A 23,177-nucleotide genomic window follows, 5' to 3' on the forward strand; every position below is an offset into this window, starting at 1 on the left:
CGGCCTTTCCCCTCGCGGTGATGGTTGGCGACCTCCGGAGATTGGCATTGCTGGGCCGACAGGGGATCGGCAGAACGACGTATGTCGGCCACACGCAACCTTTAGTCGCAATGTCGACGCGAGGAGTACCACAAGCGGCAGATGGCCGTAGAACGTTACGGGGGCGTGTGATTAGGCTGCGTGCCATGGCCAGCGATGTGGACACCGCCCCGCTCGTGGGCCGAGCGGAGCTGGTGCAGACGGTTCGGTCCGCGCTGCTCGGTGACGGCGCGCACGGGCAGACCGCCGCCGTCTTCCTGACCGGTGAGAGCGGCGTGGGCAAGACCCGGCTGCTCGGCGAGATCGGCGCCCGGCTGCGCGACCAGGGCGCCCTGGTGCTCACCGGCAGCTGCCTGGACATCGGCGACGCCTCCCCACTGCACCCGCTGTTGCAGGCGTTGCGGCGCTTCGACGCGGATCTGTCCACCGCGCACGCCCGCACCTCGTCGGCGGTCCGCGGGCTGTTGCAGATGTTCGCCGACGAGACCGCCGGCCCGGACGGCGCGGGGGCCCTGCTGGAGCGGGTCTCCCGTGGGTTGCACCTGATCGCCGAGGGGCGGCCGCTGGTGCTGATCCTGGATGATCTCCAGTGGGTCGACCGGAGCACCCGGCAGTTGCTGCTGTACCTGCTGGCCGGGCTCGGTGACCTCCAGCTCTCGGTGCTGGCCGCGGTGCGTGCCGAGTCGTTGCAGGGCGCGCACCCACTGCGCCGGGTCCTCACCGAGCTGCGCCGACTGCGGACGGTGCGCGTGCTCGACCTGGCCCCGCTGGACCGGCCGGACACCGAACGGCTCGCCGCCGCCGTGGTGGGCCGGCCCCTGTCCGCCGACGCGGCCGAGCAGGTGTGGCAGCGCAGCGGCGGCAACCCGTTCGTCATCGAGGAACTGGCCCGCGACCTGCGCGACGGTCGGGACGGGCTGTCCGAGACGCTGCGGGAGATCTTCCTCGACCGGGTCGACGCGCTGCCCCAGCACGCGCACGAGGTGGTGCACGCGGTGGCCGCCGGCGTCGAGCCGGTGCAGCACTGGCTGCTGGCCCAGGTGCTCCGGCTGCCCGAGGACGAGCTGATCGACGCGGCCCGCGCCGCGGTGGCGCACCGGCTGCTGGTCGGCGACGACGACGGCTACCGGCTGCGGCACCGCCTCGTCGCCGAGGTGCTGGCGCACGAGCTGCTGCCGGCCGAGCGCTCGGGGCTGCACCGCCGCTACGCCGAGGCGCTGACCTCGGCACCGGGCGAGCTGCACCAGGCGCGGCTGGCGCACCACTGGCGGCTGGCCGGCGAGCCGGCGCGGGCACTGCCGGCGGCCGTGGCCGCCGCGCAGGAGGCCGAGCGGCTGCACGGCTACGCCGAGGCGCACCGCCACTGGTCGGTGGCGTTGCAGCTGGCCGGCGACCCGGCCTCGGTGGCGGTGGACCGGGTCGAGTTGCTCGGGCACGCCGCCGAGGCGGCCCACCACTGCGGTGAGCACGCCCGGGCGTTGGCCCTGCTGGAGGAGTTGGCCTCGGTGCAGGGTGGTGAGCCGAGCTGCGCACTGCACATCCGTCGGGCCCGCTACCTGGCCGCCGCAGGGCGTTCGGCGCTGGCCGAGGAGGAGTACCAGCGGGCGCTGGAGGCGGCGGACTGCTCGCCCCGCGACCGGGCCACCGCGGCCGCCCACCTGGCCGAGCTGCTGCTGCACCTGGGCCGGTACGCCGACGCCGGCCGGCGGGCCCGGGAGGCGCTGGAGTTGGCCGCCTCGGTGGAGGGCTCCGCCACCGAGGTGGTGCTGGCCAGTGCGGCGCTCGGCTTCAGCGACGCCTACCTGGAGGACCCGGACGCCGGGCTCGCCGTGATGCGCCAGGCCCTCGACACCGCCGAGCGGGCCGGCAAGCCGGAGGATGTGGCCTGCGCGTACCTGCACCTGGCGGAGCTGCTGACCGGGCCGCTGAACATCCTCGAAGAGGGTGTGGTGGTGGCCCGGCGGGGCGCCGAGCGGGTTGCCGAGTTGGGGCTGGGCCGCACCTGGGAGACCCGGCTGCTGGCCATCGCCACCAACGGCCTGTTCCGGGTGGGCCAGTGGGCCGAGGCGGAGAAGGTGGTCGCCGCCGCACTGCGGCACCGCCCGTCCGGCGCGGACGCCGTCGAGCTGCTGCTGGCCCGGTGCCGGCTCTCGGTGGGCTACGGCGACATCACCGCCGCCGACCGGGACCTCGACGCGGTCGCCACCGTGCTGGCCGGCGGCGGCGCACGGCACGTCATCCCGCTGCTCACCCTGCGCGCCGGGCTGGCCATGTGGGAGGGCCGGCACGATGTGGCGCGGCAGGCGGTGCAGCGCGGCCTGACCGAGAGCCGCTCCGACGACGTGACGATCCTGTCCGCGCTGGTCTGGCACGGCCTGCGGGCCGAGGCGGAGGCGCACGCCAGCCGCACCGTGGCGGTCGACCCGACGGCGGTGCGCCGGCTGCGGGAGACCGCCGAGCGGGTGGCCCGCAAGAGCGCGTCCGCCGCCCGGCCGGTGCGTTCGGTGGTGGACGCCTTCCTGGCGCTGTGCGCCGCCGAGGTGAGCCGCCTGGACGGCAGCGACCCGGAGCTGTGGGCCAACTCGGTGACCGAGTGGGACCGCCGCAACCACCCCTATCCCGCGGCGTACTCCCGCCTGCGCCAGGCCGAGGCGCTCCTGGCCCGGCGCAGTCGGGTGGCCACCGCCGGCAAGCTGCTGCGCGAGGCGTACGCGGTGGCGCAGGGGTTGGGCGCGGTGCCGTTGACCTCGGAGATCCGGGAGCTGGCCGGGCGTGCGCGGGTGCCGCTGGAGGAGCGCGAGGCCCCCAACGGTGCCCCGGGCGCGGCGGCGGCCGAGCCAGTCGACGACGAGCTGGCGGCGCTCACCGCGCGGGAGCGGGAGGTGCTCTCCCTGGTCGCCGAGGGGCTGACCAACAGGGAGATCGGGCAGCGGCTGTTCATCAGCGAGCGGACCATCGGCGTGCACGTGTCGCACATCTTCGACAAGCTCCAGGTCCGCACCCGCGTCCAGGCAAGCGCGATCCAGCTGCGCAGCCGGCGCGCCTGACCGACCGGTCGGTCAGCCGGCGGCGTGTGCGCGCCGGGATACGTCGTTCTACTGATCCGGCGTACGGGTGTCGGCTGAAAGGCTGAGCATCGTCGACGACGGCACGGGGGTGCCGCGGACCACCATGGAGGAGAGATGACCGAACCGGTCTGGGGACCCGTGCACCGGGACATCGTCGACCTGCTCGCCGACCATCCCGCGGACGTCCCGGCGGTGGTCGACCACCTCACCAAGCTCCAGGACCTGCTGGTGCGGCTGCCTCCGTTGGAGGAGAGCTGCCCGTTGGCCGACTTCAACAAGCTGTACCTGACCATCACCAGCAGCGTCCTGGACGGGCTGTACGACGACCGTTTCGTCGACCCGGCGTTCCTCTCCCGGTTGGACGTCGAGTTCGCGGCGCGGTACTTCGACGCGATACGACTGTGGACCGACTCCAGCCCGGGCACGCCGAAGGCCTGGTCGTGCCTGTTCGAGCGGATGCGTGGGCCGGATGCGCGTCCCCTGCCCTCGGCGGCCGCCGGCGTCAACGCACACATCAACTTCGACCTGCCGTTCGCGCTGGTGACCACGTTCGATCACCTGGAGTCGGAGCCGGTCGACGGCAGCGACCAGCACCACGACTACCTCGAGATCAACAACATCTTCGCGGACAAGATCCCCGGCCTTCGCCGGGGCTACCTGGAGCGGTGGCAGCTGCTCATCGACATGCTCAACGGTGACATCGACGACTGGTACCAGGGGGAACTGGTCGAGTACACCCGCGATGTCGCCTGGCGTAACGCGCAGAAGATCTGGCGGTGCCGGCACGACCCGGACGCCCGCGAGTGTGAGCGCACGCGGTTGGACGACAACGCCGCGGCGCTCGGCCGGCTGCTGCTCTCGCCCCTGGGGGCGTTCCTGCAGTAGCCGGGACGGGGGGTTCCCGCGCTCCGCCCCGGGGGGTGGGCGGAGCGCGGGGACGCGTCCCGTCCGCCAGCCCGCGCATCCCGTACGGCCGTCCGAGGGTTCCGGGCGGCACCGGGGGAACGGTCGGTCGGCCCGGGGGGTGTCGACCGGCTGTCACCGCCGGCCGGCCCGGGGCGGGCCGGCCGGCGGGTGGGGGCGGAAGATCCGGCGATCCGGGGGTGTCGCCCGGCCCGTTGCGGGTACGCCCGCGCCATGACCGTCCTGGCCCGGCGCCGGCCCGCCGCCCGCCCCCGGCCCGCGCGGCCCGGCCCTCTGCGGCCGGGTGGCCCGGTGTCGCGACCCGTGCTCCGACCGGGTGCCGGATGACCGGCGCCGTGACGCGGTTCCCGTTCCGCTTCGAGCCGGTGTTCCGCCCGGCACTGGCGCTGCTGGGCGTCCGTCCGGCTACGGCGTGGGTCGCCGTCACCGACCGGGAGCTGCTGATCCGGTACGGGCCGTGGCGGTTGCGGACGGACCGGGCCAACGTGACCGGCGTCGAGGTGAGCGGCCCGTACCGCTGGTGGCGGGCGATCGGTCCGCACGTGTCGCTGGCCGACCGTGGCGTGAGCTTCGGCAGCAGCACCGCCGCCGGGGTCTGCCTGCGCTTCCGGGTGCCGGTGCGGGCCATCGCGCCCGCGGGGTGGCTCCGGCATCCGGCAGCCACGGTGACGGTCGCCGATCCGCCCGCGCTGGCCCGGTTGTTCGCTCGTCCGGACCTGCCCTGAGCAGGCCATCCGCCTGCCCGGTTCCGCCGGTCGGGTCGCTGGGCACCGCCTACCGTCGGATCAGGACCTGCGAGGGTGGGACGGGCGATGGCTGAGGAGCACCGGGGGAAACCTCGACGCGGGGGCGGGCGTCGCCACCCGCCCACCGGTCTGGACCCGGCGCTGCGCGCCGCTCGCGACCCGGCCCGCCCGCACCGGGGCGGCCGGCAGGGCGTGGTGATGCCGGAACGGGTGGCCAGCCCGGTCCGGCCGGCGGCGCCGGACAGCCCGCTGCGCCGGTGGCTCTTCCAGCACCGGGTGCAGCCACCCGGCCCGGAGGCCACCGAGGGGCAGAGCCGGGCGCACGCGTGGTGGCAGGTGATGTGCCTGACCGGCGTGGACTACTTCTCCACCCTGTCGTACCTGCCGGGCATCGCGGCGGTCGCGGCCGGGGCGCTCTCCCCGCTGGCGACTCTGCTCATCGTCGCACTCACCCTGTTCGGGATGCTGCCGATGTACCGCCGGGTGGCCCAGGAGAGCCCGCACGGGCAGGGCTCGGTGGCGATGCTGGAGCGGCTGCTGCCGTTCTGGCGAGGCAAGGTCTTCGTGCTCGTGCTGCTCGGTTTCGTGGCCACCTCCTGGATCATCACGATCACCCTGTCCTCGGCCGACGCGACCGTGCACCTGTTGGAGAACCCGTACCTGCCGGACGCCCTGCACGGCCCGTGGGTCCCGGTCGTGGTGACCGTGGTGCTGCTGCTCATCCTCGGTGGGGTCTTCCTGCTCGGCTTCCGCGAGGCCGTGGTGGTCGCGATCCCGCTGGTCGCGGTGTTCCTGCTGCTCAACGCGGTGATCGTGGTGGTCGCGGTGATCCGGATCACGACCGAGCCGGCCATCGTGTCGGACTGGACCGCCGCGCTGACGACGGAGGGTGGCGGGCCGGGCCAGGTGCTGCTCACCGCCGTGCTGGCCTTTCCGCTGCTGGTGCTGGGGCTGTCCGGGTTCGAGACCGGAGTCAGCATGATGCCGCTGGTGGCGGCCGGGGGAGTGGACTCCCAGGCCCGGCTGGCGACCCGGATCCGCAACACGCGGCGGCTGCTCACCACCGCCGCGTTGATCATGTCGGTCTACCTGATCTCGACCACCTTCGTGACCACGGCGCTCATCCCGGCGGAGGAGTTCCAGCCGGGTGGTGCCGCGAACGGCCGGGCGCTGGCCTTCCTGGCGCACGACTCCCTGGGCGAGCTGTTCGGCACCGTCTACGACGTGAGCAGCGTGCTCATCCTCTGGTTCGCCGGCGCCTCGGCGATGGCCGGCCTGATCAACATCGTGCCCCGCTACCTCCCGTCGTACGGCATGGCCCCGGAGTGGGCACGGGCGGTCCGCCCGGTGGTGATCGTCTATACCGTGGTCAGCGTCGCCATCACGATCGCCTTCCGGGCCGACGTCAACGCCCAGGCCGGGGCGTACGCCACCGGGATCCTGGCGATGATGGTCTCCGGCGCGGTGGCGGTGACCATCTCCGCGGCCCGCCGCCACCGGCGCTCGGCCGCCATCGGCTTCACCGTGCTGACCCTGGTGCTGCTGTACGCGCTGTTGGAGAACGTCATCGAGCAGCCGGACGGCATCACCATCTCCGCGCTGTTCATTCTCGGCATCATCGTGGTCTCGTTGGTCTCGCGGGTCACCCGGACCACGGAGCTGCGCGCCGTGCGGATCGAGTTCGACGAGCCGGCCCGCCGGTTCATCGCCGAGTCGCTGGCCCACGACGGGCAGCTGCACCTGATCGCGAACAAGCGGCAGAGCGGCTCGGTGAAGGAGTACACGGTCAAGGAGCGGGCGCAGCGCGGGATGAACCCGGTGCCCGGGGCCGCCGACGTGCTGTTCCTGGAGATCGACGTGGTCGACCCGTCGGAGTTCAGTCAGGTGCTGCGCGTGCGCGGGGTGGAGGTGGGCGGTTTCCGGGTGCTGCGGGCCGACAGTCCCGCGGCGCCCAACGCGATCGCCGCGATCCTGCTGGCCCTGCGCGACGCCACCGGGGTTCGGCCACACGCGCACTTCGAGTGGTCGGAGGGGAGCCCGATCGCGCACCTGCTGCGCTACCTCATCCTCGGTCGGGGGGACACCCCGCCGGTGGTGCGGGAGATCATTCGCCGTACCGAGCCCGATCCGCTGCGGCGTCCCGGCATCCACGTCGGCGGCTGACGGGGGTAGGTGCGGCGTACGCGTGGGGCGAATTTGAAGGTGAATGACAGCACTATTCACGTTCACACCTTCCTGTCCGTATTGCGGATTTATCGTGGCGTTTGGTGGCCGGCGGCACGTCGAGCCCCCCGCGCCCGGATCGATGCGCGGTCACGTCACGCAGGCAGGAAGGTAGGCACCTCATGTCCACGTACCGAGGAGGAGACCGCCCGGCTCGACCAAGACGGCGGTCCCGATGGTTCTTAGCCGGTGGGTTCCTGGCCGGGAGCCTCGTGGTGGGAGCGGCCGGCGCGGCCGGGGTCGCCGCCGCCGCCGACCGGGACCTCTCCCTCCCGGGCCTGGGCAGGTTGACCGCCGCCGCACGGGATGACGACGACCGGCGGGCCGGTCCGGAGCGCGACGGTGGCGAGCAGGGCCGACCGGGCACGCCGGGCACCGGCAAGCGCGGGGTCGTGTCGGTGCCCTGCGACGCGGCGAAGCTGGTGGCGGCGCTGGTGACTGCCAACGCCGAGGGCGGCGCGGAGCTGCGGCTGGCGCCCAAGTGCCGGTACACCCTCACCGAGGCGTTCCACGAGACCGACCGGTACGACGGCGGGATCCGGGACGCGCGGGAGGCGGCCGACGCCGCCGAGACCCCGGGTGACGCTGAGGCGCCGCCGCGCAACCCGGCCGACGACACGGCCGGCCTGCCGGTGATCTACCAGCCCATCACGATCGACGGCGCCGGAGCCACCATCGCCCGCGACGCCCATGCCGCGGCGTTCCGCTTCTTCACCGTCCGCGACGGTGGCGAGCTGACCCTGCGCGACGTGGAACTGCACAACGGCCGGTCGGCCATCGAGGGCGGCAGCCTGCACGTGGTGCACGGCGCCACGGCCGTCGTGGAGCGGGTCACCGTCACCCAGAGCACCTCACTGTCCCCCGAGGGCGGCGGTGGCGGGATCTTCAACGACGGCAACATGGTGGTCACCGACTCCACCTTCATCGGCAACAGCGCCGCCGGCGCCGCGGGCAAGGGCGGGGGCCTGCTCAACGGTGGCGTGTTGACGCTGAAGCGCTCCGAGTTCCACCGCAACAGCGCGAACGCCTATGGCGGGGGGCTCGGCAACTACCGGGGCGCGGCCGAGGTGGAGAGCACCTCCTTCGCGCAGAACAGCGCCACCCAGGGCGGCGGGCTGGCCAGCTTCTCGGCCCGGACCAAGGTGTACGACACCGAGCTGCTGAACAACACCGCGCAGGTCGGCGGCGGCGCCGCGAACTCCGACGCGGTGCTGGTGATGCGTAAGATGACCATCCGCGGCAACACCTCCACGGTCAACGGCGGCGGCATCTCCAGCGTGCAGGGCCTGCTGCCGCTGGACGACAGCGTGGTCGACGGCAACACCACCCACGGCATCGGCGCCGGCATCTACGCCGCCAGGTCGAACCTTCTGGTGCGTGGCAGCGACGTGACCGGTAACGAGGCGGTCGGCGCGGCGTCCAAGGGCGGTGGCATCTACGCCACCGCGGGCTCGGTGGCGATCTTCACGAGCAAGGTCACCCGGAACGCGGCCACGGTGAAGCCGGGCGGCATCTTCGGCGAGCACGCCCAGGTCAAGATCGACGACGAGAGCGTGGTCGTCGACAACGAGCCGACCAACTGCGAGGGCAGCGCGGTGCCGATCGCGCACTGCTTCCGCTGACCGGCGACCCGCGCGCCCATCCCGAGCGCGACCGGCCGCCCCGACGATCGTCGGGGCGGCCGGTGTCGTCCCGGACGACGGCGTCAGCCCGACGCGCGCAGCCGCCCGGACAGTTCGCCGGCGAAGAAGTCGAGGAAGCCGTCCGGGTCGGGGCCGGCGTTCTGCAGCACGATGTGGTCGAAGCCCGCCTCCACGTACGACCGGACCTTGGCCACGTGCGGCTCCGGGTCCGGTCCGACGGCGAAGAGTTGGCGGATGTGCTTCTCCTCGACGTACGAGCTGGCCGCGTCGAAGTTGACCGGGTTGGGAAGTTCGCTCATCACCTTCCAGCCGGTGACCATCCACCGGCTGGTCTGCAGGACCGCCTGGACCGCCTGCGGCTCGTCCGTGGCCCAGGCCAGTGGCACCTCGGCGTAGCGGGGGCCCGCCCCTCCGGCGCGCCGGTAGTGCTCGACGATCGACGCCTCCGGCTCGGTGGCGAACAGCCCGTCGCCAAGCTCGGCGGCGAGCCGGGCCGACGCCTCACCGCTGGCCGCGACGGCGATCACGGGCGGATTCTCCGGCAGGTCGAAGACCCGCGCGTCCTCCAGGTGCAGGTGCCGGCCCTCGTACGACTGGTAGCCGCCCTGCCACAGCAGCCGGATGATCTTCAGCGCCTCGCGCAGCCGTTCGTGCCGGCCTCGCACGCTGGGGAAGCCCTGCCCGACCACGTGCTCGTTGAGCCGCTCGCCGGCGCCGACGCCGAGGGTGAACCGCCCGTCGGAGATCAGCGCCATGGTGGCGGCGGCCTGCGCGATGATCGCCGGGTGGTAGCGGACGGTCGGGCAGGTGACGCCGGTGGCCAGGCGCAGGGTGGTGGTCTTCGCCGCGATGGCGCCCAGGACGCTCCAGGTGAACGACGAGTGGCCCTGGACGTCGAGCCAGGGGTGGAAGTGGTCGCTCATCTCCACGAAGTCGAAACCGACCTGCTCGGCCCGGACGGCCTGCCGGATGATCTCCTGTGGCCCGTAGCCCTCCGAGGCCAGCTTGTAGCCGATCTGCATGCCACACTCCCGTGTTCCGTCCCGCGGCTGACGCCGCGTCGTTCCCGGCCTCCGAGCCGACAAACGTGACCGAGCCTGGCGAGATAGCCTCCTAGGACGGCTTAGGCGAGGTGGCGGTCGTCCCGGCGCTGACAGAGAACCCCTGCTGTGGAGGCGCGGTTCTGGTCCGGACAGAGAACGGCCCGCGCCCCGGAGGAGGGCGCGGGCCGGGCGTCTTCGTCCTACTTGGACGGCTCGGGCAGCTTGCAGTCGACCTTCGGGTTGGCGCCGATGTAGTTCAGGGGCCCGGCCACGATGGTGACCAGGATGGTGCCGGCTTCGGCGCAGTTGGTGTCGTCGCCGCTGTAGTAGCCCCGCTGGCCGCCGGCGATCGCGCCGATAATCAGCCAGATCACGACGATGACTCCGAGTATCGAGGTGCCGCGCATCGCTGCCTCCTGAGGGAATGTGGTGGATCGAGGTGCAGGCGTTGTACCCAATCCCGTCTCGCGGCTAACGGTTGCCCGTGACGACCCCCGGGGATCGTCCGTCCGGCCGGCACTGTCCGCCGTCGGTACGGCCCGGGATCGGCCGCCCGCATCGCCCGCGGCCGGTCGGCTATCGGATCGACGACCAACCCGGCCGCGGTACGGGCCGCCGGACGTAGAACTGCCTCAGGCCCCCGCCGAGGAGGACTCATGGACGCCCCGACACCGCCCCTGTACATCGACCGCCCCGAGGACGTCGCGGCCGCTGCCCGCGCGTTGGCCGGCGGCGCGGTTGTCGCGGCGGCGTTCGCCAACTTCTACGTCATCGTCACCCGACCGGACGCGGCCACCGTCCGCCGGGTCAACGTGGCCAAGGGCCGGCCGGTCCACCAGGTCGGCAGCATCACCACCGCGGTCGACCGGATCCCCGCGATGTTCGACTGGTCCCGGATCTCGCGCCGGTTGCCGGTCGGCCGGGTGCGGGCGCTGATGGACGCCCTCTACGGTGCCGGGCCGTTCGGTTTCCGGGGCCCGGCGGCGGACCGGCTGCCCGAGCACCTCACCCAGATCGACCGGGGGCTGCGCACCACCCAGGTGATCGCGCCCGGGTTGACCTGCCCGTCCAACGCCTTCTTCGAGCGGGCGCTCGTCGAGACCGGATCCGACCACCTCTACATCACCTCGGCGAACCGGTCGCGGCACCTCACCGGCGCAGCCGAGGAGCCGGCGCACTGGAAGGCCGACGGTCTCGCCGCCGACTTCGCCCACCTCGACGACCTCGTGGTGCTCGCCCACCCCGACGAGGCGGCCGCCCGCGCCGCCTACCCGGGCTACCTGACGACCTCGGTGACCCTGCTGTCCTTCCACGCCCCGGAGGGCGAGCTGGAGGAGCCGCCGGTGCTCACCGTGGACCGGCACGGCTCCCTGCACCTGGACGACGTGCGTCGCGCGGCCGCGCCGCTCGGCCTTCAGGTGCGCCTCGGCCGCACCGCCGGACAGCGCCTGCGGGTCCGGGGGTACGCCGGGGCGCTGGTGTGAGCGGCTACCGGATCGGCCTGGTGGTGCCGAGTTCGAACACCACCATGGAGACCGAGATCCCGGCGATGCTGCGCCGGCGTGAGACCGTCGACCCGACGGTCCACTTCACCACCCACGCCAGCCGGGTCCGGCTGCACCAGGTGACCCCCGACGAACTGGCCCGGATGAACCGCTCGGCCGTCCGGTGCGCCGCCGAGCTCGCCGACGCCCGCTGCGACGTGCTCGCGTACGCCTGCCTGGTGGCGGTGATGTGCGAGGGCGCCGGCGCGCACGAGAGAGCCGAGCGGCGGTTGGGCCGCGCTGCCGGGCGCGCCGGTCACGAGATGCCGGTGGTGACCAGTGCGGGCGCCCTGGTCGCCGGGCTGCGCGTCCTGCGTGCCCGCCGGGTGGCGCTCATCGCGCCGTACCTGCCGCCGCTGACCGCGACCGTCGCCGCCTACCTCGCCCAGCACGGCGTGCGGGTGACCGAGGCGGTGAGCCTCAGCGAACCGGACAACGTCGCGGTCGGCCGGATCCCGGCGCAGCGCCTGGTGGAGCTGGCCGACCGGCTGGACGTGACCGACGTGGACGCCGTGGTGCTCTCCGCCTGCGTACAGCTGCCGTCGCTGGCCGCGGTGCCGCGGGTGGAGGCGCGTGTCGGCCGTCCGGTGCTCACCGCAGCCACCGCCACCGTGCACCAACTGCTCACCGGTCTGGGCATCGAGCCGTACGTGCCGGACGCCGGTCGGCTGCTGGCCGGCACGCGCTGAGCGCAGCGGTACGCCGTTCACGTCTTCGTGCCACAGCACCGGTTTCAGTGTGGCGGTGCGGGCTCCTCCGGCGGCTTTCCGCGACTGCGCCGGTAATCGGCGTACGCGACACCGGTCAGCACCAGCAGTGCGCCCAGGGATGCGAAGACCGGCGGGAGGTACAGCGTAGCGGGGGCGATGGTCAGCAGCGCCAGCAGGCCGCCGGGGCGGGACAGCGACACCCGGCTGAACACCTCGTACTCGAAGGCGGCCCGGCCGGCCAGGAACAGTGCGGGGCCGCCGAGGATCACCGCGAGCCAGGCCGGCGGGGTGCGCCCGGTCGGCTCGTGCAGCACCAGGTGGAACCCGGCGGCCGTCGTCACCACCCCGGCGACCATCAGCAGATGGGTGTACGGGGCGGTGAACAGGAACTTGCTCGGCTCCCTGGACGCCTGGATGGCCACCGGCAGCAGTTCTCCGGACTTGTGTACGTAGATCCGCCAGAGCACCAGGGTGGTCAGGAACGCCACCGCGAACGAGCCGATGTTCTCCGCCTCGGAGTGCGCCAGGCTGAACATGGTGCCGATGGTCAGGATGGCGTCGCCGAGGGCGATGATGAAGAACTGCTGGTAACGCTCGGAGAGGTGCTCGGCCGTGACGTTGCGTTGCTTCTCCGGCACGACCCCGAGGCCGGGCACCGGGTACGCCAGCCGGAAACCGCCGTAGTCGATGGCGAGCGCGACGGCCCAGCAGATGATCCGGGCGTCGTCGCTGACGTATCCACCGATGATCCAGGGGATCGCCGACACGGCGAACCAGACGAAGATCCGCGCAGCCCTGCGCTGGGTCTCCGGATGGCGGCGCACGATGGGCATCAGGAACAACCCGCGGCCGAGGTGGATCGCCACGTAGGTGGCGGCGAAGACCAGCCCTCGGGCGCCGAACGCCTCGGGGATGGCGGTGGTCATCAGCAGCGCGCCGAACATCACCGCCGTGATCAGCAGCTTGATCTCGGTGCGTTCCGGGTCGTACATGTCGGTGACCAGGGTGGTGATGGCCCAGGTCCACCAGACGGCACCCAGCAGGATCAGCGCCTCGGCGGCCCGGTGCCAGTCGAGGCCGACGACCATGCCGCGGGAGATGAGCGCGAGCGCGACGACGTACACCAGGTCGAAGAAGAGTTCGAGCAGCGTCACCCGGCGCGGGGACTCCGGGTCGCGCACCGGGGGGCGGGACCCGGGCTCCGGCGCGGCGAAGTGCACGGGTTGCTCCTGCGGGGCCGGTCGACGTTGGCGGGCCGCTCCGGCCACCTCGACCGACGGTAACGAGCAGCCGGGAGCCCTACCCCGGATTCATCGCGTTTTCTCCCGACCGGGTTCGCCGCCGGTCCGATCGCCCTGCCTGGCGGTCGACCCGCGGGCTTTCCGCCCGAACGGCTGAGCCCCCGGCCGGCCGTCGCGTGGACGGCCGCCGGGGGCTCGGAGTAGGACCTCAGCCCTGGCTGCCGTCGGGCAGTACGGCGACCATCTCGTCGCCGGCGCCGGCCAGGACGCGGGCCTGCTGCGGCCAGGTGGCCAGGCCGGGGGCGGCGCGCAGGCCGGCGGCCCGGATCAGGTCGCGCAGCGCGGGCTCGTCCAGCTCGCCGAGCTGGCCGTAGGTGCGCACGCCAGCGGCCTGCAACGCGGCGGCCATCTTCGGCCCGACGCCCTGGATCCGGCGGAAGTCGTCGGCCGGGCCCGTCGGGTCGGTGTCCGCTCCGGTCGGCGGGGTGGCGGCGGTCGGGCGCACCGGCGGGGTGGCGGTGGCGGTCGGGCGGACCGGCGGCGTGGCCCGCACCGGCTCCGCGTCGACGTCAGCCGGCGTCGTGTCGACCGAGGCGGTGTCGGCCGGCGTGGTGTGGGCGGGCGTGGTGTCGGCCGGCGTGGTGTCCACCGGCGTGGCCTCGACCGGCGCGACCTCCGTCGGCGCGACCTCCGTCGAGGTGGCCTCGATCGGTTCGGCACCGGTCAGCGGGGCTTCGGTCAGCGGCGCGTCGGTGGGCGTGCTGTCGTCCACCGGCTGGCGGGGGGCGACGACGACCGCCGGAGCTGGCTGCTCCTGCACCGCGACCGGCGCGGGTTCCGGGTCCGTGACCGGCACCGGCGGGAGGTCGTCCGCGTCGGACCGTTCAGCGGCGGGGCCGGCGGGCGGGGCGTCGGTCAGCGCCATGTCGCCCGGGTCGACAGTGCTCGGCGCGGAACCGTCCGGCGTGGTGATCACCGCTGCCGGCGCGCTCACCGTGTCCACCGGGGTCGGCTCGTCGAGGACCGCGGTGGGCGCCGGGTCGACAGCCGCCTCCGGCCGGGCCTCGTCGGTGGTGGCCGCCGGCGCCGGGGTGGCGACCACGGCCAGGCCGGCGACGGGACCACCGTCCACGATCGACGGAGCGTGTCCGCTGGCCCGTACGCCCTGCCGGCCGCGCAGCAACCACCCGGCGGCCAGACCCAGCAGCAGTGCCAGTACCACTATCAGCGAGTGTCCGATAGACCACGCCACGGCGAACCTCCCTATCACCTCGTCGGAAAAGTCACGAGAAAAACTCGCCGCAGCTTTGCACACGCGCGTTCACGACGACAGGCAGGATGGGTCGGCTGTGGTACGGGTGGGACGGTCGCCGCACGCGGTGCGCGGCGGGTGACGCAGCGTCGCGCGGAACACGTCGAAACCCGGGCCCGGCGCGGTGCCGGGCCTGGGTTTCTCGAACCGGGATCAGTCCTGGTCGCCCTCGTAGGTGTGGAAGTCGTCGACGAACCGGCGCCGCAGTCGGGGCACCCGGCTGGTGACCCCGAAGTAGCCACGCGCGCCGAGCAGCGCGAGCCGACCCACCACCGGCCGGTACATCCGGTCGTCGCCGCTGGTGCCGCTGCGGTTCAGTGACTCGGTGACACGGGCGAAGCCGTACGGGACCATCGCGGCCTCGTAGTCGGCGACCGCCTGCAGCAGTGTCTTGTCGCCGGCGACGGCGCGGCTGAGCTGCTGGCAGAGCAGGCGGGCGTCGCGCAGCGCGGTGTTCGCGCCCACCCCGCGACCCGGTGTCATGGTGTGGATGGCGTCGCCGAGCAGGGTGACCGTGCTGCTCTTCCACGGCGGCACCGGCTCGGACGTGGTCACCTTGATCGGTAGGGCGCTGTCCGGGTCGCTGCGGGTCAACAGCTCCCGCAGGTGCGGGTGCCAGTTCGGGGTGAGGTCCAGGGCGACCCGCACGAGATCCTCGCCCCGGCGCTGCATGACATCCGCCGGGAAGCGGCGGGACGCGCTCCAGACGATCAGGTTGATGTTGTCGGTGGTGGTGTCGTGGGCCAGGCCGGGCCAGTCACGCAGCAGGGCCGCCTCGGTGTCGTCGACGCCGGGTTTGATCGCCCGCCCGGCGTCCCACCGGAACTCCATCACGTGCAGGACGCCCATCATCCCGCCCGTGCCGAAGATCAGCGAGATGCCCTGACGGACCCGTTCGGGGACGAGGTCGCGGGTGTGCGCGGTCAGCGGGATGCGGGTGGCGATGTTGATGGTGCCGGCGTCCCGGGTGACCGCGTGCGGCAGGTACTGGCGGCGCACCGCCGAGTGCGTGCCGTCCGCGGCCACCAGCAGGTCCCCGGTGGCGCTGGTGCCGTCGGCGAAGTACGCGGTGACCGTGCCATCGTCGCGCTGCTCGTAGCGGACGAAGGTCCGGTCGAAGTGCACCACGTCGTCCAGGCCGGTCAGCAGCACCTGGCGCAGCACCATCCGGGCCACCGAGTGCTCGGTGTGCACCGGGTCGGCATCCGGTCGCAGCTCGAACGAGGCGGTCTGCCGCAGCCCCTGGGTGACCACGTTGAAGTAGCGCGGCGGCCGGGCGCAGGTGGCCAGGAACGTGGCGAACAGTTCCGGTGGCAGGCACTCGCGCAGTGCCCGGCTACCGGTCGGGCCGATGCCCACCCGGTAGCCGAGCAACCCCTCGGCGCGGTGGTGGTGCCGCTCGTAGACGGCGACGCTGATCCCGGCGCGACGCAGCCCGTGCGCCAGGCACAGCCCACCGGTGCCGGCGCCGATGATCAGGACGTGCGGTGGCGGGGCGGACACGTCGGCCGTCCGCTCAGCCGGCCGGGTGCGCCGCGGGCGCCTCGGCCGCGTCCCACCGGTAGAAGCAGCCGGCGATCGCGTCCCGGGGGGAGCGCCACGTCGGCAGGTACGGCGAGGTGTGCGCGGAGAGCCGCTCGTTGACCTGCCGGAAGAGCGGGTGGTTGCGGGCCGCGGCGAGCGCGTCCGGGTCGACGTCCGAGGTCTCCATGAGGTGCACGTACAGGTCGTGCAGGCAGTACAGGGACCGGTGGGTGACACCGGTGAGACCGGGCAGTTCGGTGGCGTCGGATTCGGCGAAGATCTGCGCGACCCGCCCCTCCGCGCCCGGGATGATCCGGCTGACGATCAGTAGACGACTCATGGGACCCCTTCCGCCGGTGGCTCCCCGACCCTCGCGTCGACGGCCACGTGCTCCTGGTGCCCACCGTGCCGCAGCGCCTGTCACGTCACCGTCACGTGCGCCGGCCGACCGGTGACGGCCGGCCGGCCGCCTCCCGGCTCGCCTCGCGGATCGGGGCGAGGGTGTCGTCGAGCAGGGCGCTCATCGCTGGGCTGGGTTCCAGGCGCAGCTCCCGGCGCAACAGGTCCCGGTAGACGTAGAAGGCGTGCACGGCCTCGAACGCGTTGCCCTCGGCGAGGTGGATGCGCACCACCAGACGGTGGGGCGTCTCGCGCAGCGGCTCGGCCGCCATCGCCTCCAGAGCGGCCTCCAGCGCCTGACCGTGCCGCCCCGCGACGAGGTGCTGCCCGGCCACCTGCTCCAGCATGTGCAGGCGCAGTTGGCGCAGTCGTTCCCGGTCCAGCAGGACCCAGTCGTCGTACCAGCCGGGCAGCAGGTCGTGCCGGCCGGCGGCGAGCGCTCCGGCGGCGGTACGGGGGTCGTCGCCGTCGCGCACGCGGGCCGCCGTGCCGACCAGGTCGTCGACGTCGAGTCGGACGGCCGGGCCGAGGCGCACGGTGTCACCGGCCACGGTCATCGGGCAGCACGGGTCCTGCCGCAGCCGCCACAGGGCGGTACGCAGCGACGACAGCGCCCGCTCCTCCGACGCGTCGGGCCAGAGCAGGCCGGCCAGCTGGCTGCGGGTGGCGCCGGGGCGCAGCCCGATCAGGGCGATGACCCGTTGCAACCCGCGCGGCACCACGACCGGCGTCGCGCCGCGCAGTAGTCGGAAACCGCCGAGCAGGTGCAGTGAGACGCCAGCGTCGGGAGGACCTCCGGCGGTCGGCACGGACGGATCAGCGGCCACGGCGGCACCCCCTGCGGAACGCTCGTCCCGACTGTCTCCTGTGTCCCGGATGGCTGCCCGTGACGCCACTGTCGACCCCAACGTCGGGGCGCGACCACGGCTGTCGGGGCGGGGCCCCGCCCGCCGGAGCCGCCGGGCTGACCACGGTGAAGATTATCAATAGCGGTCACGGTGCGTCAACGGCGGCGTGGACCTTCTATCGGTGACGGTCAACCATGAGATCGCTTCTGAACTGGTCAAACTTACACGGGGATCCGTCGGTCGAGGGCGGCGCGGCACATAGCTGATACACAGGTTGCGTCAACGCAGCGTCACCAGTGAGCGTCGCAGAACGGCCCGTCACGGTGACGCCGCCGTGACGAGGACTGACGCATCGTGTCGGCAGTCGTCCAGCGCGTCCGGGGGTCACCCGCCGCCGGCCCGGACGCCGTGGGGGGAGGCCCAACCATGGACCGATCGCTGATCGTCGCGAAGGTGGTCCCGACCGCCGAGGAGCGGGTCGCCGAGATCTTCGCCGAGTCCGACGCGACGGAACTGCCGCGCCTGGTCGGCGTCCGGCACCGTTCGCTGTACCGCCTGCACGACCTCTACGTGCACCTGCTCGAAACCGAGCAGCCGGCACAGGGCGCGGTGGAGGCCGCCCGCGGCCATCCCGAGTTCGTCCGGGTCAGCGACCGGTTGCGCCCATACGTCTCGCCGTACCTGCCGACCTGGCGGGAGCCGCGCGACGCGATGGCGCGCTGTTTCTACCGGTTCGACGCCGCGGACGCCGGGCGGCGGTCGTGACGGCCACCGCGCCGCGCGAGGAGCAGCTCTGGTCCCGCTGCGCCGGCTGCGCGAGCCTGCTCTACCGCAAACGCCTGCGGCGCAACCTGGACGTCTGCCCCGAGTGCGGAGAACACGCCCGGCTCGGCGCCCCGGAACGCCTCCGCCAGCTCGTGGACCCGGGGTCGTTGCGCCCGCTGTCCGGGCGACTGCCCGAGGCGGATCCGATCGACTTCGTCGACGTGCTGCCGTACCCGCACCGGCTCACCGCCGCCCGGGCCAGCACCGGGCTGGCCGAGGCAGTCGTCTGCGGCACCGCCACCATCGGCGGGCACCCGGCCGTGCTGGCGGTCATGGACTTCCGGTTCCTCGGCGGGAGCCTGGGCTGCGCGGTGGGCGAGCTGATCACCCGGGCGGCCGAGCGGGCGCTGGACGACCGCAGCGCGCTCATCCTGGTCACCGCCTCGGGTGGGGCGCGCATGCAGGAGGGCGCGCTGTCGCTGATGCAGATGGCCACGGTCAGCCAGGCCATCGCCGCCCTGCGCGAGGCGGGTCTGCTCACCGTCAGCGTCCTCACCGACCCGACCTACGGCGGGGTGGCGGCCTCGTTCGCCACCAACACCGACCTCGTGCTGGCCGAGAGCGGCGCCCGGATGGGCTTCGCCGGCCCCCGCGTGATCCGCCAGGTCACCGGACGGGCGTTGCCGGAGGGCTTCCAGACCGCCGACTTCCTGCTGCGGCACGGTCAGGTCGACATGGTGGTGCAGCGCCGGTCGCTGCGCGGACGGTTGATGGCGCTGCTGGCCGCGACCCGCGCCGCCCGTCCGGTCCGTCCACCCGTACCCCGGCAGGAGCTGGCGCCGCGCCGCGAGCGCCTGGCCGGCGCCGAGTCGGCGCCTCCGCCGGCCGACGACGGCCGGGACGCGGTCACCGGGCGGCCGGGCACCCCCGCGCCCGGCGGCGAGCCGGGGTCGACGGCGTGTGACGCGTGGGACACCGTGCGGGTGGCCCGCCACCCCGGACGGCCGACCACACTGGACTATCTCGACTCCGTCTTCGACGGGTTCGTGGAGCTGCACGGCGACCGGCTCGGTGCGGACTGCCCGGCGGTCGTCGGCGGCGTGGCCCGCCTGGACGGCCGGCACGTGATGGTGATCGGCCACCAGAAGGGGCACACCACCGCCGAGCTGGTCGCCCGCAACTTCGGCATGGCCAGCCCCGCCGGGCACCGCAAGGCGCTGCGGCTGATGCGCCTCGCCGCCCGACTCGGTCTGCCCGTGGTGACCCTCGTCGACACCCCCGGCGCCGACCCGGGGGTGGACGCCGAGGAGCAGGGCCAGGCCGCCGCCATCGCGGAGAACATCCTCACCCTGACCGTGCTGCCGACCCCGGTGCTGGCCGTGATCACCGGCGAGGGCGGCAGCGGCGGCGCGCTGGCACTGGCGGTCGCCGACCGGGTGCTGATGCTCCAGCACGCCGTCTACTCGGTGATCAGCCCGGAGGGCTGCGCCGCCATCCTCTGGCCGGACCGGTCCGCCGCGCCGCAGGCGGCCCGGGCGCTGCGGTTGACCGCGCCCGACCTGCGGCGGCTCGGCGTGGTCGACGAGATCGTGCCGGAGCCGGCGCCTGCCGCGCACGACGACCCGGCGGAGACCGCCCGACGGCTGCGCGCCGCGTTGCTGGCCAACCTGCTGCCGCTGCTGGACGTACCGCCCGCGATGCTGGTCCGCCTCCGCCGGCAGCGGTTCCGGCGGTTCGGCGCGGCGCGCTTCGCTGCCCGGGCGGGTGCCCGGTGACCGCCGCCGAGCGAGTGTCGTCCGCTGTGGAGGACCCGGCCGGCGACGCCGCGCCCGCCGCCGGGTCGCCGGGCGCCGACCGTCGGCCGGCCGGGCACGACGGCGCGTGTCTGCATGCCGATCCAGGCGACCAGGTCCGCCCCGGGGCGGGCCATCCGGCGCAGGGGAGTCGACCCGACGACGCCGGGGCGCGCGACGAGGAGGTGCTGGCCGGGCTGCGCCGGCAGGCGCGGCAGCTGGTCGCCGAGCTGACCGGGCCGGTGCGCCGGATCCGGCTGCGCAGCGGTCCGGCGGTGCTGGAGGTGGAGTGGCACCCCGGCGAGGCGGCGCGACCGGACGTACCCCCGGCTCCGCTGCCGGATGGGGAGGCGACGGCGCCGCCGGCCGCGACGGTGCCCGGCCCACCGGCGGCGCTCATCCGCCCGCCGGTGCCGGGGCGCGGCGCGGTGCGGGCGCCCATCGTCGGCACCTTCTACCGGGCGCCGGAGCCGGGAGGGGCGCCGTTCGTCGCGGTCGGCGACCTGGTCCGCCCGGGTCAGCCGGTCGCCATCGTCGAGGCGATGAAGCTGATGAACGAGGTGGTCGCCGACCGAGCCGGTCGGGTGGTCGCGATCCTCGTCGACGACGGCCAGCCGGTGGAGTACGACCAGCCGCTGGTCGAGCTGGATCCGGCCTGATGGCGCGGGTGGGGTGACCGATGTTCGAGACCGTGCTGATCGCCAACCGGGGTGAGATCGCGCTGCGGGTGCTGCGGGCGTGCCGGGAGCTCGGCATCCGGACGGCGGTGGTCTACTCCGCCGCGGACGCCGACTCGGCGGTGGTCCGCCTCGCCGACCAGGCCGTCCGGATCGGGCCGGCGTCGAGCCGCCGCAGTTACCTCAACGCCGCCGCGATCGTGGAGGCGGCGCGGCAGGTGGGCGCGCAGGCCGTGCACCCCGGCTACGGTTTCCTCTCCGAGGACGCCGACTTCGCCGAGATCTGCGCCGACAACGGTCTGGTCTTCATCGGCCCGCCGCCGGCGGTGATGGCGGCGCTGGCCGACAAGTCCTCGGCCCGGGCCCTGATGAGCCGGGCTGGCCTGCCACTGCCGCCGGGCAGCGTCCAGCCGGTGCCGAGCGCCGCCGCGGCCGCCGAGGTGGCCGACGCCATCGGCTACCCGGTGATCGTGAAGGCCGCCGCGGGCGGCGGCGGCCGGGGAATGACCGTGGTACGCGCCCCGGGCGAGCTGGCCCGGGCGTACACCCGCACCCGGGCCGCCGCGCAGGCCGCCTTCGGCGACGACCGGGTGTACGTCGAGCGGTACCTCACCGAGGCCCGGCACGTGGAGGTGCAGGTGCTCTGCGACTCCCACGGCAACGGGGTGCACCTGGGCACCCGGGACTGCTCGGTGCAGCGCCGGCACCAGAAGCTGGTCGAGGAGGCGCCCGCGCCGGCGCTGCCCGCCAGCACCCTCGACGCCATCGCGGAGACCGCGTTGCGCGGCGCGCTGGAGGTCGGCTTCGTCGGCGCCGGGACGCTGGAGTTCCTCGTCGACGCGGAGGAGCGGTTCCACTTCCTGGAGATCAACTGCCGGATCCAGGTGGAGCACCCGGTCACCGAGATGGTCACCGGAATCGACCTGGTGCACGAGCAGTTGCACATCGCCGCCGGGGTGCCGCTGCGCTGGCGGCAGGAGGAGATCCGGCTGCACGGCGTCGCGGTGGAGTGCCGGGTCAACACCGAGGATCCCGAGCGCGGCTTCGCGCCGACCCCGGGCCGGCTGGAACGGTTCGTGCCGCCCGGCGGCCCGTTCACCCGCGTCGACACCCACGCCAGCGCCGGCTACCTGGTCGGTCCCTGGTACGACTCACTGCTGGCCAAGGTGGTGGTCTGGGCGCCCGACCGGGAGCTGGCGCTCAACCGGCTGGAGCGCGCCCTGGAGGAGTTCGACATCGCCGGGCCGGGCGTGCGCACCACCATTCCGTTCGTCCGGCGGGTGCTCGACGACGCCGCATTCCGCAAGGGCCGCTACACCACCGGCCTGGTCGACCGCCTGCTCGCCGCGCCCGGTCCGGCGCCGGCGCAGCGGCCGGCGGCCACCCCCGCACCGAGCCCTGCTCCCGTGGCGGAGCCCGACGTATCCCACAGGAGGACCCGATGACCGTCACCCATGGTCGCCCGTTGACCGCCGAGATCACCGACATCCTGGTGGCCCACTGCGGGTTGGACGCCGACGCCGCGGCCAGGGCGCCCGCCGCGTCGCTGGAGGAGCTGGGCATGGACTCGCTCGCCCTGCTGGAGCTGTCCGCGGTCGTCGCCGACCGGTGGCAGGTGAGCATCCCCGAGCAGGCCGGCGCACTGAGCATCCCGGCGGTGGCCGACCTGGTCGCCCGCCGCGCCGACCCGCCCGGGCACACCGAGAACGGCGTGCTCATCGACGCGCCGCTGGCACTGGTCTGGGAGATCACCAACGACGTGGCGAACTGGACGGAGCTGTTCACCGAGTACGCCGTGGTGGAGATCCTGCACCGCGACGGGCACACGGTGCGGTTCCGGCTCACCATGCACCCCGACGAGAACGGGGTCTCCTGGAGCTGGGTCAGTGAACGCACCGCCGACCCGGTGAGCCGGCAGGTCCGGGCGCACCGGGTGGAGACCGGGCCGTTCGAGTACATGCGCATCCACTGGCGCTACACCGAGGAGGCCGGCGGCACCCGGATGACCTGGACGCAGGACTTCGCCATGAAGCCGACCGCGCCGGTCGACAACGCCGCGATGACCGAGCGGATCAACACCAACAGCGCCATCCAGCTCGCGGTGATCAAGGACCGGGTGGAGCGCATCGCCCGGCAGCACGCCGACCAGGGCCGCCCGGCGGCCGGCGACGAGGCGACGGAGGCCGACGATGAGTGACCTGAGCACCCGGCCGATCGCCGCCAAGGACGTACCCGCCGACCGGCGGCGCGGCGGTGAGCTGCGGGTGCTGCTCGGCCCGCGCACCGTCGGCAGCACCTCCGGTTTCCTCGGGGTGGCCGCGCTCGCGCCGGGGGAGCGGATCGCCGAGCACTACCACCCGTACAGCGAGGAGTTCCTGTACGTGGCGCGCGGGTCGATCACCGTCGACCTGGACGACCAGCCGACGCTGCTGACCGCCGGCGAGGCGCTGTTCGTGCCCGTCAACGTGCGACACCGCCTGCGCAACACCGGCGTCGAACCGGCCGAGGTGGTCTTCCACCTCGGTCCGCTGGCCCCCCGCCCGGAGCTGGGGCACGTCGACACCGAGCTCGTCGAACAGCGAGGCGGGTCGTGAGCGCGAGGAGTGAGCCGGGTTTGCGAGCCCCGCAGTCGCGAACCAAAGCCGGCAGGGTGAGCGCGAGGAGTGAGCCGGGTTTGC

Annotated in this window: 20 protein-coding genes; 13 read left to right on the forward strand and 7 right to left on the reverse strand. The window is 73.7% G+C overall.

Annotation, left to right across the window (positions count from 1 at the left end; all coding sequences use genetic code 11):
* Positions 1–185: 185 nt before the first annotated feature.
* From ACTWLT_RS12625 to ACTWLT_RS12645, 5 genes are all read left to right on the forward strand, one after another.
* The gene (locus ACTWLT_RS12625) at positions 186–3,086 is read left to right on the forward strand and encodes a helix-turn-helix transcriptional regulator (protein WP_445318543.1); all 2,901 of its coding nucleotides are present in this window, start codon (positions 186–188) and stop codon (positions 3,084–3,086) included.
* Between the two features lie 135 nt (positions 3,087–3,221).
* On the forward strand, positions 3,222–3,992 hold the full coding sequence (locus ACTWLT_RS12630; protein WP_252415598.1) for a DUF5995 family protein: 771 nt from the start codon (positions 3,222–3,224) through the stop codon (positions 3,990–3,992).
* A gap of 362 nt (positions 3,993–4,354) precedes the next feature.
* Positions 4,355–4,756, forward strand: coding sequence for a hypothetical protein (locus ACTWLT_RS12635; RefSeq protein WP_445318544.1), 402 nt, complete (start codon positions 4,355–4,357; stop codon positions 4,754–4,756).
* Between the two features lie 87 nt (positions 4,757–4,843).
* Positions 4,844–6,940, forward strand: a complete 2,097-nt coding sequence (locus ACTWLT_RS12640; RefSeq protein ID WP_445318545.1) for an APC family permease — start codon at positions 4,844–4,846, stop codon at positions 6,938–6,940.
* Between the two features lie 182 nt (positions 6,941–7,122).
* Complete coding sequence (locus tag ACTWLT_RS12645; RefSeq protein ID WP_445318546.1) at positions 7,123–8,622, forward strand: right-handed parallel beta-helix repeat-containing protein; 1,500 nt, start codon at positions 7,123–7,125, stop codon at positions 8,620–8,622.
* Positions 8,623–8,705: 83 nt separating this feature from the next.
* Here ACTWLT_RS12645 and ACTWLT_RS12650 read toward each other — a convergent pair whose 3' ends face one another.
* Entirely contained in the window at positions 8,706–9,665 is a 960-nt protein-coding gene (locus ACTWLT_RS12650) for a TIGR03557 family F420-dependent LLM class oxidoreductase (RefSeq protein WP_445318547.1), read from the reverse strand.
* Between the two features lie 221 nt (positions 9,666–9,886).
* Positions 9,887–10,093 carry a hypothetical protein gene (locus tag ACTWLT_RS12655; RefSeq protein ID WP_252415601.1) on the reverse strand — a complete coding sequence of 69 codons (207 nt, stop codon included), beginning with the start codon at positions 10,091–10,093 and terminating at the stop codon, positions 9,887–9,889.
* A gap of 249 nt (positions 10,094–10,342) precedes the next feature.
* Between ACTWLT_RS12655 and ACTWLT_RS12660 the strand changes: the two genes are divergently transcribed.
* Both ACTWLT_RS12660 and ACTWLT_RS12665 read left to right on the forward strand, forming a co-directional pair.
* Complete coding sequence (locus ACTWLT_RS12660; protein WP_445318548.1) at positions 10,343–11,170, forward strand: hypothetical protein; 828 nt, start codon at positions 10,343–10,345, stop codon at positions 11,168–11,170.
* Positions 11,167–11,919 (forward strand): maleate cis-trans isomerase family protein, encoded by a 753-nt coding sequence (locus ACTWLT_RS12665; protein WP_445318549.1) that lies wholly within the window; start codon positions 11,167–11,169, stop codon positions 11,917–11,919. Before ACTWLT_RS12660 ends, ACTWLT_RS12665 begins: the two co-directional genes overlap by 4 nt.
* A gap of 44 nt (positions 11,920–11,963) precedes the next feature.
* On the opposite strand, the gene ACTWLT_RS12670 is transcribed toward ACTWLT_RS12665, so the two are convergent.
* From ACTWLT_RS12670 to ACTWLT_RS12690, 5 genes are all read right to left on the reverse strand, one after another.
* Positions 11,964–13,208, reverse strand: coding sequence for a low temperature requirement protein A (locus ACTWLT_RS12670; protein WP_445318550.1), 1,245 nt, complete (start codon positions 13,206–13,208; stop codon positions 11,964–11,966).
* Positions 13,209–13,389: 181 nt separating this feature from the next.
* Positions 13,390–14,403, reverse strand: a complete 1,014-nt coding sequence (locus ACTWLT_RS12675) for a helix-hairpin-helix domain-containing protein (protein WP_445318551.1) — start codon at positions 14,401–14,403, stop codon at positions 13,390–13,392.
* Positions 14,404–14,646: 243 nt separating this feature from the next.
* Positions 14,647–15,996, reverse strand: coding sequence for an FAD-dependent oxidoreductase (locus ACTWLT_RS12680; protein ID WP_445318552.1), 1,350 nt, complete (start codon positions 15,994–15,996; stop codon positions 14,647–14,649).
* 13 nt (positions 15,997–16,009) lie between these two features.
* Positions 16,010–16,357 carry a TcmI family type II polyketide cyclase gene (locus ACTWLT_RS12685; RefSeq protein ID WP_252415606.1) on the reverse strand — a complete coding sequence of 116 codons (348 nt, stop codon included), beginning with the start codon at positions 16,355–16,357 and terminating at the stop codon, positions 16,010–16,012.
* 91 nt (positions 16,358–16,448) lie between these two features.
* Entirely contained in the window at positions 16,449–17,243 is a 795-nt protein-coding gene (locus ACTWLT_RS12690; RefSeq protein ID WP_374557476.1) for an AfsR/SARP family transcriptional regulator, read from the reverse strand.
* 447 nt (positions 17,244–17,690) lie between these two features.
* Between ACTWLT_RS12690 and ACTWLT_RS12695 the strand changes: the two genes are divergently transcribed.
* The 6 genes from ACTWLT_RS12695 to ACTWLT_RS12720 are packed head-to-tail and all read left to right on the forward strand — an operon-like array spanning position 17,691 to position 23,093.
* Positions 17,691–18,029 (forward strand): TcmI family type II polyketide cyclase, encoded by a 339-nt coding sequence (locus ACTWLT_RS12695; RefSeq protein ID WP_445318553.1) that lies wholly within the window; start codon positions 17,691–17,693, stop codon positions 18,027–18,029.
* Positions 18,026–19,804, forward strand: coding sequence for an acetyl-CoA carboxylase carboxyltransferase subunit alpha (locus ACTWLT_RS12700; protein WP_445318554.1), 1,779 nt, complete (start codon positions 18,026–18,028; stop codon positions 19,802–19,804). The genes ACTWLT_RS12695 and ACTWLT_RS12700 overlap by 4 nt, the downstream gene beginning before the upstream one ends.
* Before the next feature lie 14 nt (positions 19,805–19,818).
* Positions 19,819–20,481: an acetyl-CoA carboxylase biotin carboxyl carrier protein gene (locus ACTWLT_RS12705; protein WP_445318642.1), complete on the forward strand. Its 663-nt coding sequence runs from the start codon at positions 19,819–19,821 to the stop codon at positions 20,479–20,481.
* Positions 20,482–20,501: 20 nt separating this feature from the next.
* The gene (locus ACTWLT_RS12710) at positions 20,502–21,944 is read left to right on the forward strand and encodes an acetyl-CoA carboxylase biotin carboxylase subunit (protein ID WP_445318555.1); all 1,443 of its coding nucleotides are present in this window, start codon (positions 20,502–20,504) and stop codon (positions 21,942–21,944) included.
* Complete coding sequence (locus tag ACTWLT_RS12715) at positions 21,941–22,696, forward strand: SRPBCC family protein (protein WP_252415611.1); 756 nt, start codon at positions 21,941–21,943, stop codon at positions 22,694–22,696. Before ACTWLT_RS12710 ends, ACTWLT_RS12715 begins: the two co-directional genes overlap by 4 nt.
* Positions 22,689–23,093 carry a cupin domain-containing protein gene (locus ACTWLT_RS12720; RefSeq protein ID WP_445318556.1) on the forward strand — a complete coding sequence of 135 codons (405 nt, stop codon included), beginning with the start codon at positions 22,689–22,691 and terminating at the stop codon, positions 23,091–23,093. The genes ACTWLT_RS12715 and ACTWLT_RS12720 overlap by 8 nt, the downstream gene beginning before the upstream one ends.
* Positions 23,094–23,177 lie beyond the last annotated feature (84 nt).

It is taken from the genome of Micromonospora yongxingensis (assembly GCF_052601155.1).